The organism is Paraburkholderia oxyphila NBRC 105797 (assembly GCF_000685075.1).
GTDB classification, from domain to species: Bacteria; Pseudomonadota; Gammaproteobacteria; order Burkholderiales; family Burkholderiaceae; genus Paraburkholderia; species Paraburkholderia oxyphila.
The window spans coordinates 218,776-231,647 of sequence record NZ_BAYD01000005.1 but is presented as its reverse complement, the minus strand read 5'-3'; the positions used below and the strand labels follow the sequence as shown (position 1 = coordinate 231,647).

General features: G+C 70.3%; 10 protein-coding genes. 8 read left to right on the top strand and 2 right to left on the bottom strand.

Features of this window, described 5'->3' with window-relative positions:
• The first annotated feature begins 1 nt into the window (after window position 1).
• From BO1_RS49720 to BO1_RS04960, 8 genes are all read left to right on the top strand, one after another.
• A complete protein-coding gene (locus BO1_RS49720) occupies window positions 2-973 on the top strand; it encodes a polysaccharide deacetylase family protein (RefSeq protein ID WP_407669901.1) in 972 nt (323 codons plus the stop codon).
• A 76-nt stretch (window positions 974-1,049) separates the two neighbouring features.
• Window positions 1,050-2,273 (top strand): beta-ketoacyl-[acyl-carrier-protein] synthase family protein, encoded by a 1,224-nt coding sequence (locus BO1_RS04990; RefSeq protein ID WP_028216618.1) that lies wholly within the window; start codon window positions 1,050-1,052, stop codon window positions 2,271-2,273.
• Between the two features lie 7 nt (window positions 2,274-2,280).
• Entirely contained in the window at window positions 2,281-3,123 is an 843-nt protein-coding gene (locus tag BO1_RS04985) for a beta-ketoacyl synthase chain length factor (protein WP_028216617.1), read from the top strand.
• Window positions 3,120-3,713, top strand: coding sequence for a hotdog family protein (locus BO1_RS49715; RefSeq protein WP_245643712.1), 594 nt, complete (start codon window positions 3,120-3,122; stop codon window positions 3,711-3,713). The genes BO1_RS04985 and BO1_RS49715 overlap by 4 nt, the downstream gene beginning before the upstream one ends.
• Window positions 3,710-4,006 carry a hypothetical protein gene (locus BO1_RS04975; RefSeq protein ID WP_028216616.1) on the top strand — a complete coding sequence of 99 codons (297 nt, stop codon included), beginning with the start codon at window positions 3,710-3,712 and terminating at the stop codon, window positions 4,004-4,006. Before BO1_RS49715 ends, BO1_RS04975 begins: the two co-directional genes overlap by 4 nt.
• Before the next feature lie 290 nt (window positions 4,007-4,296).
• Entirely contained in the window at window positions 4,297-4,899 is a 603-nt protein-coding gene (locus BO1_RS04970; RefSeq protein ID WP_028216615.1) for a DUF2760 domain-containing protein, read from the top strand.
• The gene (locus tag BO1_RS04965; protein WP_028216614.1) at window positions 4,896-6,749 is read left to right on the top strand and encodes an Hsp70 family protein; all 1,854 of its coding nucleotides are present in this window, start codon (window positions 4,896-4,898) and stop codon (window positions 6,747-6,749) included. The genes BO1_RS04970 and BO1_RS04965 overlap by 4 nt, the downstream gene beginning before the upstream one ends.
• A gap of 26 nt (window positions 6,750-6,775) precedes the next feature.
• Entirely contained in the window at window positions 6,776-9,610 is a 2,835-nt protein-coding gene (locus BO1_RS04960) for an Hsp70 family protein (protein WP_028216613.1), read from the top strand.
• 176 nt (window positions 9,611-9,786) lie between these two features.
• Here the strand turns inward: BO1_RS04960 and argG are convergent, their stop codons facing one another.
• The gene (gene argG, locus BO1_RS04955; protein WP_028216612.1) at window positions 9,787-11,121 is read right to left on the bottom strand and encodes an argininosuccinate synthase; all 1,335 of its coding nucleotides are present in this window, start codon (window positions 11,119-11,121) and stop codon (window positions 9,787-9,789) included.
• Window positions 11,122-11,376: 255 nt separating this feature from the next.
• Window positions 11,377-12,771: an MFS transporter gene (locus BO1_RS04950; protein WP_028216611.1), complete on the bottom strand. Its 1,395-nt coding sequence runs from the start codon at window positions 12,769-12,771 to the stop codon at window positions 11,377-11,379.
• Between the last annotated feature and the right edge of the window lie 101 nt (window positions 12,772-12,872).

The window sequence follows — 12,872 nt, the reverse complement described above, 5'->3', positions numbered from 1 at the left end:
GATCACGGGCGCGGCGGCGCTGCACGCGGGCGCGGCGGCGGCGCTGCTCGCTCAACCGTCCACCTGGCCGTGGGCAGCGGGTGGCGTGATCGCCTCGCATCTCGCGCTGACCGCGGCGGGACTCTGGCCGAAGAGCGCGCTGCTCGGCCCTAACTGGACGCGCCTGCCAGAAATCCGTGCAATGGGGCCCGAACTGGCGCCGGACGAGGCGGACGACGGCACGGACCGCCGCATCGCGCTCACCATTGACGACGGCCCCGACCCCGACGTGACCCCGCGCGTGCTCGACCTGCTCGACCAATACGGCGCGCGGGCGACGTTCTTCTGCATCGGCGATCTGGCGCGGCGGCACCCGCGCTGCATCGAGGCGATCGTCGCGCGCGGCCATGCCGTCGAAAACCACAGCCAGCGGCACCGGCACACGTTATCACTCTCCGGGCCCGGCGCGCTGCGGCGCGAGATCGAAGCCGCGCAGCGCACGCTCACCGAGATCAGCGGGATGCGCCCGCTCTTTTTCCGCGCCCCGGCGGGCCTGCGCAATCCGTTTCTCGAACCAGTGCTGTGCGGGCTCGGCCTGCAGCTCGCGAGCTGGACGCGGCGCGGCTTCGACACGCGCGAGCGCGACGCCCGCAAGGTCGCGCAGCGCCTGCTGCACGGCCTCGCGCCTCGCGACATCCTGCTCGTGCACGACGGCCACGCGGCGCGCGGCCCGAACGGCCAGCCCGTGGTGCTCGAAGCGCTGCCCGAGGTCCTGCGCGCCGCCGCCAGCGCGCAACTGCGCTGGACGACGCTGCGCGAAGTGCTCAACCCGGCGCTCGACCCGGTACTCAACCCGATGTTCAACCCCGCACTCGCCCCGGAACCAGCGCACGCGGGCGGCGCGCCTGTTGCGCGGCAAGCTGAAGGCGGCCGCCCGCCAGCCGGGGTTCCGGGCCGGAATGGGGCCGGTCACCCCCCATTTGATAAAATTTGATGAGGATCAATGCTCCGCGAGGCCCACGTTTGAGTTGCCCGCGCGGCGCGCACTTCAGTCACCGGATTCGACCTTCGTGAAACCTCTACTGCTCTCGCACTACACCGCCACCAGCTGCCTCGGGCGCGGGCTCGACGCGACGCTCGACGCGCTGCGCCGCCAGCGCGGCGGCCTCGCGCCGTGCGATTTCGAGCGCGCGGAGCTCGACACCTGGATCGGCGCGGTAGAGGGCGTCGAAGCCGAGCCCATGCGCGCCGATCTAGCCGATTACGCGTGCCGCAACAACCGTCTCGCGCAGCTCGGCCTCACGCAGGACGGCTTCGCCGCGCACGTCGAGCGGACCATCGCGCGGCATGGCGCGGACCGCGTGGGCGTGTTCGTCGGCACGAGCACGAGCGGCATCCTCGAAACCGAGGACGCCTACCGCCGGCGCGACCCGCAGACCGGCGCGCTGCCCGCGGGGTTCCATTACGCGGAAACCCACAACCCCTACTCCGTGGCCTCGTTCGTGCGCGCGTACTTCGCGCTGCGCGGCCCGGCCATGGCGATCTCCTCGGCGTGCTCGTCGGGCGCGAAGGTGTTCGGCTCCGCGCGCCGCATGATCGAGGCGGGGCTCATCGACGCCGCGGTCGTGGGCGGCGTCGATTCGCTGTGCCTCACGACGCTGTACGGCTTCAATTCGCTCGAACTGCTCTCGCGCAAGCCGTGCCGGCCGTTCGACGTGGCGCGCGACGGCATCTCGATCGGCGAGGCGGCGGCGTTCGCGCTCGTCGAGCGCTTGCCCGAGGCGCGCGAGACGGTCGATGAAAACGCCGTGCTGCTGCTCGGCGTGGGCGAATCGAGCGACGCGCATCACATGTCCTCGCCGCATCCCGAAGGGCTCGGCGCGCGCGCCGCCATCGAGCAGGCGCTCGCGATGGCGGGCATCGCGCCGGCCGGGATCGGCTACATCAACCTGCACGGCACCGCGACGCCGAGCAACGACGCCGCCGAGAGCCTCGCGGTGCGCGCCTTCTTCGAGGGCACGCCGTGCAGCTCGACCAAGGGCGCGACCGGCCACACGCTGGGCGCGGCGGGCGCGCTGGAGGCCGTGGTGTCCGCGCTCGCGCTGCGCCACCGCTTCGTGCCCGCGGGCGTGAACACGACGCAGCCCGATCCGGCGCTGGGCCTCGATTACGTGCTGCAAAGCCGCGATGCCGACTTGCACACCGTCCTCAGCAATTCGTTCGGCTTCGGCGGCACGAATTGCAGCCTGATTTTTGGCCGCGCGGACCCCGCGCTGCGCGAGCCGCGAGCGTGAACCCGCCATGAAATTGCGAGCCTCCATCGAAAGCATCGGCCTGATCGGGCCCGGCCTCGCCGGCTGGCCGCAGGCCGCCGAGGTCCTCGCGGGCCGCGCGCCGTGGACGCACGCGCGCACCGAGCTGCCGCCCGCTGCGGGCCTGCCGAACGCCGAGCGGCGCCGCGCCGCGCCGGTCGTGAAAACCGCGCTGGCCGTGGGCCACGCAGCCGTGGCCGCGAGCGGCCGCGACGGCGCGACGCTCGCCACCGTGTTCGCCGCGTCGGGCGGCGATGGCCAGAACTGCCACGCGATCTGCGAAATGCTCGCGGGCGACGACCGCCAGATCTCGCCCACGCGCTTTCACAACTCGGTGCACAACGCGGCGGCCGGCTATTGGAGCATCGCGTCGCGCTCGCGCGCCACGTCGAACGTGCTCTGCGCGCACGACGGCAGCTTCGCCGCGGGCCTGCTGGAGAGCCTGTGCCAGATCGCCGTGGATGGCGTGCCGAGCCTGCTGATCGCCTACGAGACCGACTATCCCGAGCCACTGCACACGGTGCGGCCGATCGCCGACGCGTTCGGCGTGGCGCTCGTGCTCGCGCCGGCAAGCGATGACGATGCCAACGCGCACGTGCCAGCAAACGCGCTGGCGTGCATCGAAGTGAAGCTCACCGACGCGCCGGTCACGACGCTCGCCTCCCCCGAGCTCGAAGCCCTGCGCGCCGGCAATCCCGCTGCGCGCGGACTGCCGCTGCTCGAAGCGATTGCGGCGGGGCGCGCGGCGAGCGTGGTGATCGACTATCTGCCCGAGACGCGCGTGCGCATCGACGTGACGCCAGCGGGCACGCACGCGGAGCGCTCGCGATGACGCAAGACGTTTTGCACGGCGCGCCGCCCGTGGCGTCACCCGACACGACGGCCGCGACGCCCTCGACACCCTCGGCGCCCCATGCCGCGCCGCTCGGGCGCGCGTGGATCGCCGCGCATATTCCGCACAGCGGCGCGATGTGCCTGCTCGACAGCGTGGACGCATGGGACGACACGCGCATCCGCTGCACGGCGAACAGCCACCGCGACGCTCATAATCCGTTGCGTTCGCAGGGCCGGCTGGCCTCGGTCTGCGGGATCGAGTACGCGGCACAGGCGATGGCCGTGCATGGCGCGCTCACCGGCATGCGCGACGGCGTGCCGGACCAGCCGCAAGCGGGCCGGCCGCGCGTGGGCTATCTCGCGAGCGTGCGCGGCGTCGAAGCGCACGTGGCGCGCCTCGATACGTTCGAGGCGCCGCTCACCGTGGAAGCCGAGCGCATGAGCGGCGACGGCAACACCGTCCTCTACGGCTTCACGCTTCGCTGCGGCGACGCGGTGCTGCTGACCGGGCGCGCCGCCGTGATGCTCGACGCGTCCGGCGCGCTCGCCAGGGCGACCGATAACAGTCTCAAGGGAGAACGAACATGAAAAAAACACGACAAATCGTGCTGGCCGCGCTGCTGCTCGGCATGATGAGCTCGGCCGCCTACGCCGACCTCCACGAAGTGAAAGAGGACATCAAGCGCGACTCGAAAGAGGCCGCGGTAAAAACCGGCCACGCCGCGCGCGACTTCGGCCACGCCACCGCGCATGCGGCGAAGACGGTCGGCCACGGCATCGCGAACGCCTCGCGCGAGGGCTGGGACGCCACCAAGCGCACCACGAAGCGCGTGTTCCACAAGGACGAAAGCAGCCGGGAAGCGGGAAAGACCGAGACGTGATGCCGTGACGGCACGCCTGACGCCCCGCCAGCGGCCTTCAAACCCGCCTCAAACCCGCTAATTCCCTCCCCCGAACGGCCAATTTTCCCGTCTTGCGCCCGCGACAAGGCAAAATACGGGTTTTGAGCCCGCGCCGGGCTCATGTTTTTCCTGCCGGCTGCCGCTCGCGGGGGCTCGAACGCGCTCCCCGCCGTCACACGCTGGACGTCCCCATGACGTACCGTAAGCGCCTCGACGCGAGGCCGGCTGGACCGCTCGCCCAGGCGAGCGAGCCCACTGGAGCTGTTTTGATGACCGAAACCAAGATTTCCTTCGCAGGCAGGCTCGCGCTTGCCTTCGGATCGTTCTTCGCGATCCTCGGCAACGCCGAGCTGGCCGCCGGCGTGCGCCGCCTGCGCAACGGCGAAACCATCGCACCCGCTGCCGCGCCGCGCACTCCTGCTCCGGCCGCCGCGCCCGTCGCCAAGCCCGCGCCCGCAGCCGCACCGGCCCCCGCGCCCGCCATCGAAGAAGCCAGCCCGCAGTCGGCGCTGCAACTGCTGGGCCTGCTCCAGCGCAACGCCCGCTTCGTCGATTTCGTCGAGGAAGACATCGCCAACTACGGCGACGCCGACATCGGCGCGGCCGCGCGCCTCGTGCACGAGGGCTGCCGCGCGACGCTGCGCGAGCACTTCACGATCCGCCCGGTGCGCACGGAGGCCGAAGGCAGCCGCGTGACCATCGCCGAAGGCTTCGACGCCACCGCCATCCGCCTGACCGGCAACGTGGTCGGCGCGGCGCCGTACAACGGCACGATCAGCCACCGCGGCTGGCGCGTCGACGACGTCAAACTACCCAAGCTCGTGAAATCGCACGACGCCAAGGTCCTCGCACCGGCAGAGGTGGAACTGTGAGCGAACCGCGTTATTCCATCGGCGTCGACCTCGGCACGACGCATTGCGCCCTGTCCTGGGTGGACCTCGCCGGCAGTGACGGCGAAAAAGCCACCCAGGGCGTGCTCCCCGTCACGCAATTGACCGCGCCCGGCGCGATCGAGTCGCCCGAGCTGCTGCCGTCGTTCCTCTACCTGCCCAACGCGGGCGAGCTGACGCCGGGCGACCTCACGCTGCCCTGGACCGCCACGCGCGGCTACGCCGTGGGCGAAATGGCGCGCAGCCGCGGCGCCGGCACGCCCATCCGCCTCGTGTCGAGCGCGAAGAGCTGGCTGTGCCATCCCGGTGTGGACCGCCGCGCCGCGATCCTGCCCAACGACGCGCCGCCCGAAGTCGCGCGCGTCTCGCCGCTCGAAAGCTCGATCCGCTACCTCACGCACCTGCGCGAGGCATGGGATCACACGCACCCCGACGCGCCGTTCGCCGATCAGGACGTAACTGTCACAATCCCGGCCTCGTTCGATCCGGCCGCGCGCGAGCTCACCGCCGAAGCCGCGCAGGCCGCCGGCTACACGCGCATGACGCTGCTGGAGGAACCCCAGGCCGCGCTCTATAGCTGGATCCAGAAGAGCGGTGGCGCATGGCGCAAGGAAGTCAAGGTCGGCGACATCATCCTCGTGGTGGATGTGGGCGGCGGCACGACCGACCTCTCGCTGATCGCGGTGGTCGAGCGCGAAGGCAACCTCGAGCTGCACCGCGTGGCCGTGGGCGAGCACATCCTGCTCGGCGGCGACAACATGGATCTCGCGCTCGCCCACGTGGTCGCGCGCAAGCTCGCGGCGCAGGGCACCCAGGCCGATCCGTGGCAGCTGCGCGCGCTCACCTATGCGTGCCGCTCGGCCAAGGAGACGCTGCTCTCCGACCCGAGCGTGGAGACCGTGCCGCTCGTCGTGCCGAGCCGCGGCTCGAAGCTGATCGGCGGCTCGATCCGCACCGAACTCACGCGCGCCGAACTCACGCAGATCATCCTCGAAGGCTTCTTCCCGCCAGTGGATGCGGCGGCGCGGCCCGTCACGCGCGCCCGCGCCGGCCTCACGCAGCTCGGCCTGCCCTACGCGCAGGACGCCGGCGTGACGCGCCACCTCGCGGCGTTCCTCGGCCGCCAGGTGGGCGCGCTCGCGGAACTCGAAGGCCTCGGCGCGCCCGTGGCGAGCGCCCAGGGCGCGAGCTTCCTGCATCCCACGGCAGTGCTGTTCAACGGCGGCGTGTTCAAGTCGTCGCTGCTTTCGGAGCGCGTGCTCGAGATCCTCAATGGCTGGCTCGCGGCCGAAGGCGCGCCGGCCGCACGCCTGCTGGGCGGCGCGGACCTCGACCTCGCGGTCGCGCGCGGCGCGGCGTACTACGGCTATGTGAAGCGCGGCAAGGGCGTGCGCATCCGCGGAGGCACGGCGCGCGCGTACTACGTGGCGATCGAATCGGCCATGCCCGCGGTGCCGGGCCTCGAGCCGCCGGTCTCGGCGCTCTGCGTCGCGCCCTTCGGCATGGAGGAAGGCACGGACGCGGCGCTGCCGCCGCAGGAGTTCGGCCTCGTGGTGGGCGAGCCGGTGCACTTCCGCTTCTTCGGCTCCTCGGTGCGCCGCCAGGACCAGGTGGGCACGTTGCTCGACTACTGGTCGGCGGAAGAGCTTCAGGAACTCGAAGAGATCCAGGCCACGCTGCCAAGCGAAGGCCGCACGCCTGGCGAAGTCGTGCCGGTCAAGCTGCACGCGCGCGTGACCGAAGCCGGGACGCTCGAGCTCGAGGCCGTGCCGAGCGGCAGCAACGAGCGCTGGAAGGTCGAATTCGACGTGCGCGGCGGCGCTAGCGCCTGAAGCGGCCCAACCGTCTCTTGAGCACGATGAAGCGATACGTCGTAGGCATAGACCTCGGAACGAGCAACACCGTCGTTGCCTACGCCGAAGCGGGCGCGGACGAGATCCGCGTCTTCGATATCGAGCAGCTCACCGCGCCCGGCGAGGTGAGCGCGCAGCCGCTCCTGCCCTCGTCGCGCTATCACCCGGCGCCGGGCGAGCTCGCGCCCGGCGCCGTGCAACTGCCCTGGCCCGCGGCCGCGGCGCCGGAAGGCGCGGCAGAAGCGGTTGCGCCTGTCGTCGGCCGCCTCGCACGCACGCTCGGCGCCCAGGTGCCGGGCCGGCTCGTCGCCAGTGCGAAGAGCTGGCTTTCGCATGCCTCGGTGGACCGGCTCGCGCCCATCCTGCCGTGGGGCGCGCCCGACGAAGTCGGCAAGGTCTCACCGGTGGACGCGAGCGCGAGCTATCTCGCGCACGTGCGCGCCGCGTGGAACCATCGCTTCCCGCACGCGCCGCTCGAAGAACAGGACGTAGTGCTCACCGTGCCCGCCTCGTTCGACGACGGCGCGCGCGCACTGACGCTCGAAGCGGCGCGGCGCGCGCGGCTGCCCACGCTGCGCCTGCTCGAAGAGCCGCAGGCCGCGTTCTACGACTGGCTGTTCCACCATCGCGGGACGCTGCAGGCCGAGCTCGCGCAGACGCGCCTCGTGCTCGTCTGCGACGTGGGCGGCGGCACCACCGACCTCACGCTCATCAAGGTGCAGGTCGAGAACGGCGAGCCGCAGCTGAGCCGCATCGGCGTGGGCAACCACCTGATGCTGGGCGGCGACAACATGGACCTCGCGCTCGCGCATCTGGCCGAAAGCCGGCTCGCGGGCGACAACGCGCGTCTCTCCGCCGCGAGCCTCTCGCAGCTCGTCGAGCGCTGCCGCGTCGCGAAGGAGCAATTGCTCGGCGACGCCGCGCCCGATGCGGTCGGCGTGACGCTGCTCGGCGCGGGCTCACGGCTGATCGGCGGCGCGCGCACGACCCAGCTCACGCGCGACGAGGCCGAGCGCATCGTCGTGGACGGCTTCTTTCCCGCAGGCGGCCCCGACGAACTGCCGCGCCGCTCGCGCGCGGCGATCGTCGAATTCGGCCTGCCCTATGCCGCCGACGCGGCGGTGACACGCCATATCGCGGCGTTCCTGCATCGCTTCGCCGCGCAGTCGCGCGAGGCGCTGGGCGTGGCGGACAGCGGGGCAACGCCTTTGCCCGTGCCCGACACGCTGCTGCTCAACGGCGGCGTGTTCCGCGCGCAAGCGCTGGCCGGCCGACTGCACGAGACGCTGAGCACGTGGCGCGAAGCGCCCCTCACCGTGCTGCAAAACGACCAACCCGACGTGGCGGTCGCGCGCGGCGCGGTCGCCTACGCGCTGGCGCGCTCGGGACGCGCGCCGCGCATCGGCGGCGGCTCGCCGCGCAGCTACTTCCTCGTGCTCGACGAGGAGACCGGCAAAAGCGCGGACGACGATGCAAGAACGCGCGGCGTCTGCCTGCTGCCGCGCGGCACCGAGGAAGGCCACGAAGTGCGCCTCGACGACCGCGTGTTCGCGTTGCGTCTCGGCCATCCCGTGCAATTCCACCTGGTCTCGACGGTCGCCGATACGGCGTGGCGGCCTGGCGAGATCGCCGAGATTTCGTCGGCGGACTTCGTGCGGCTGCCGCCGCTGTCCACCGTGGTGCAGCGCCAGAATGCCCAGGGCGTACAAGGTGCTCAGGGTGCTCGCGCGGAACAGGAACGGCCGGTGAAGCTCACGGCACAACTGACCGAAGTGGGCACACTGGAAGTCGGCTGCATCGCCACCGACGACGACGCGCAACGCTGGCTGCTCGAATTCCAGCTGCGCCGCGACGAAGCCTCAGGCACCGAGGCGAGCCAGGGCGCGCGCCACGCCGGGCTCGACGAGGCCATCGCCCTGATCGACCGCGTGTTCGGCCCGAAGTCGGCCAAGGTCGACCCCAAGGAAGTCAAGCGCCTGCGCGCGCAGCTCGAACACGGCCTCGGGCCGCGCCAGAACTGGGACGGCCCGCTGCTGCGCGAGCTGTTCGGCGCGCTGTGGGAGCGTGCGGGACGGCGCCGCCGCTCGCCCGATCACGAGCGCCTGTGGCTGAACCTCGCGGGCTTCTGCGTGCGGCCCGGCTTCGGCTATCCGCTCGACGAGTGGCGCGTCGAGCAGCTCTGGACCCTCTTCGACGACGGCATCCAGCACGTCAACGAAGGCCAGGTGTGGTCCGAGTGGTGGACGCTGTGGCGGCGCACGGCGGGCGGTCTCGACGACGCCGCGCAGGAGCAGGTGCTGGAAGCGATGCGCTGGCTCGAAGAAGCGGCGAGCTCGAAGAAGCACAAGCTGCCCTTCGATCCCGCGAAGCTCGGACATCAGGACATGGTGCGCCTCTACGCTTCGCTCGAACGGATCTCGGCCGAACGCAAGATCGAGATCGGCGAGCAGCTTTTGACGCGCCTGCAAAAGCCCGCGGAGAATCATCAGAGCTGGTGGGCCGTGGGCCGCATCGGCGCGCGCCTGCCCTTTTACGGCAGCGCGCACGGCGTCGTGGCGCCCGAGGTGGCCACACGCTGGCTCGACGCCATCCTCGCGCTCGACTGGAAGAAGGTCGAGCCGGCCATGTTCGCCGCCGCGCAGATCGCGCGCATGACCGGCGACCGCTCGCGCGATCTGGAGCCCGCCGTGCGGGAGACGGTCCTGCGGCGGCTCGAAGGCGCGAACGCTCCGCAGACGTGGATCGAGATGGTGCGCGAAGTCGTGACGCTCGATAGCGCCGATACGGGCCGCGTGTTCGGCGAGGCGCTGCCGGCGGGCTTGAAGCTGATGGCTGGCTGAACGCCCCACGCGCCCCACGCAAACGCCGTTCATGGCGATCGGCTGGACCGCGCGGAACGGCGCCGGATACAAAAATCCCCGCGCACCAGGCCGTTCATGGCGAACGGACGGTAACGCGGGGATGTTCGACTCGCGGATCGCGACGGCGCCAGGCGCCGTGCAGTCCATCAGCCGATTTACTCCTTGTCGCCCTTGATCTGCGGCAGCGCCGACGCCTCGCCCGGCGTGAGCAGGCCGACTTGCGCATAGACGCGCAGCTTGTCGCGCGTGTCGGTGATGTCGAGATTGCGCATCGTCAGCTGGCCGATACGGTCGCGCGGCGAGAACGTCGAAGCCACCTTCTCCATCGAGAGGCGTTCCGGCTGGTACGTCAGGTTCGGCGACTTCGTGCTCAGGATCGAGTAGTCGTTGCCGCGGCGCAGCTCGAGCGTCACTTCGCCCGTGATCGCGCGCGCGACCCAGCGCTGGGCCGTTTCGCGCAGCATGATCGCCTGCGGGTCGAACCAGCGGCCCTGGTACAGCAGACGGCCGAGGCGGCGGCCATTTTCGCGGTACTGCTCGATGGTGTCTTCGTTGTGGATGCCGGTGACGAGGCGCTCATAGGCGATGTACAGCAGCGCGAGGCCCGGGGCTTCGTAGATGCCGCGGCTCTTCGCCTCGATGATGCGGTTCTCGATCTGGTCGCTCATGCCCAGACCGTGGCGGCCGCCGATGCGGTTCGCCTCGAGCAGCAGCTCGACTGCGTCCGTGAAGGTCTTGCCGTTCAGCGCGACCGGCTGGCCTTCCTCGAAGCGGATCGTGACTTCCTCGCGCTCGACCTTGACGTCGTCGCGCCAGAACGCCACACCCATGATCGGGTTGACGATCTTGATGCCCGACTCGAGGCTTTCCAGATCCTTCGCCTCGTGCGTGGCGCCGAGCAGGTTCGAGTCCGTCGAGTAGGCCTTTTCCGCCGACATCTTGTACGCGAAGCCCGACTGGCGCATGAACTCCGACATTTCCGAGCGGCCACCGAGTTCGTCGATGAACAGCTGGTCGAGCCACGGCTTGTAGATCTTCAGATCCGGATTGACGAGCAGGCCGTAGCGGTAGAAGCGCTCGATGTCGTTGCCCTTGTAGGTCGAGCCGTCGCCCCAGATGTTGACGCCGTCTTCCTTCATCGCGGCGACGAGCATCGTGCCCGTCACGGCGCGCCCGAGCGGCGTGGTGTTGAAGTAGGTGACGCCACCCGTGGAGACATGGAACGCGCTGCTTTGCAGCGCCGCGATGCCTTCGGCCACGAGCTGCGCGCGGCAGTCGATCAGGCGGGCGCCTTCGGCGCCGTATTCCGTCGCGCGGCGCGGGATCGAATCGTAGTCGTCTTCGTCGGGCTGGCCGAGATTGGCGGTGTACGCGTACGGCACGGCGCCCTTCTTGCGCATCCAGTGCAGCGCGGCGCTGGTGTCGAGGCCGCCCGAGAACGCAATACCTACTTTTTGACCAACCGGAACACTTTCAAGAATCGTACTCATCGACAAAACCCGTTGAATGGAGGACATAGACCAGGCGCATAGTTTACCCGATGCGCAGGGGCTGGCCCCCTGGGTCCGACAGAAATCGTGTTGGGAAGCCGCTTTTTGAGCGTGTTTTGGGCAAATCAGGCCCGGCCTGGGTTGGCCCGGCGGCCGCCATCGCGCCCCAAATCCACGCGCTCGCAGCGCCTCCACACAAAACGGACGCCCCGGCCGGTCCCGAAGCGTCCGCAAACCTCAGCGGCCCCTTCCCGCTCAATTCCCCGCACTCACCTCCACGGTCTGCACGGCCGCATGCGCCACGGCGCCCTCCTGCGGCAGCGCCCAGCCGAGCCAGCGCGCACGATGCGCGAGCACCAGCATGAACGCCAGCGCCGCGAGCGCGCCGAACGTCGCAAAGCCCATCTGATAGCTGCCCGTGCTTTCTCGCGCGATGCCCATGATCACCGGCAGATAGAATCCGCCGATGCCGCCCGCCGCGCCCACGATGCCCGACATCAGGCCCGTGCGGCCGTGCCAGCGGCGCGGCACGAGCTGGAACGTCGCGCCGTTGCCGAGACCGAAGCACACATAGGTGAGCGCGAGCAGTGCGATGCCGGCGCCGAGCGGCGGCATCCACGCGGCGAACGCGAAATCGCACAGCGAGATGGCCGCGAGCAGCAGCACGAGCGCGCGCACGCCCGAGATACGGTCGGCGATCAGCCCGCCGATGGGGCGCACCATCGCGCCAGTGAGCGCGAGCAGCGACATGATCACGCCGGCCTCGAGCCTGGGCACCTGATAGAGCGAGACGAGCAGCGTGCTCACATACGACGACATGCCCACGAAGCCACCGAACGTGATGCTGTACACGAGCATGATGACCCAGGTGTCGCCTTCGGCGAGCACGCCGCGATAGTGGCGCGGCAGCACGGCGATCGCGAGCAGCGCGCCCATCACGGGCAGCAGCAGCACGCCGGTCTTGCCGGCGCCGAACACGCCCGCATGCACGGCGAGCACGAGCGCGATCAGACCCGCGAGCGTGACGAAGAACGCGCGCAGCGCCTGCGCCGCGCTGCCCGACTTCTGGCCGAGATCGCGGGCCCAGAAGCACACGGCCGTGGCGGCGAGACCGAGCAGCGGCAGCGCCGCGCCCGTGGCATGCATCCAGCCGTGGCTGTTGGCGAGCCCGGGAAACAGGAAGCCGTCGAGCACCGCGCCGATATTGCCGGCGGCAGCGAGCCCGAGCACGAGGCCCTGCACCTTCGGCGGATAGTTGCTGCCCGCCATCGGCAGCGCCACCGCGAAGCTCGCGCCGCCCACGCCCAGCAGCACGCCGAGCACGAGCAGCAGCGTATAGGACGGCGCACCCGGCATCAGCAGCAGCACGAGCGCGGGAATCGCCGAAAGCGCGATGCCCATCAGCGCGACCTTGCGGCCATCGCAGGCCTGGTAGAGGTTGCCGAGCGTCACGCGCAGAATGGCTGCGCCCAGCACCGGCACCGCGACGAGCAGGCCGAGCTCGGCCGGCGTCATCTTGATGTCCTTCTGGATGAACGGCGCGAGCGGGCCGAACATCACCCACACCGTGAAGCCGGTGTCGAAATACAGGAAACACGCGACCAGCGCGCGCCAGTTGCCACTCTTTAGCGAACTCAAAAGTCCTTTCACGAGGCTCTCTCCAGGTAATGAGTCTCGGCACGCCAACGGCGCCCCGGTTCCGTTATTTCGTAGTCCGATTCAAATGCGCAAATAAAAAAGCGTCCCGAAGC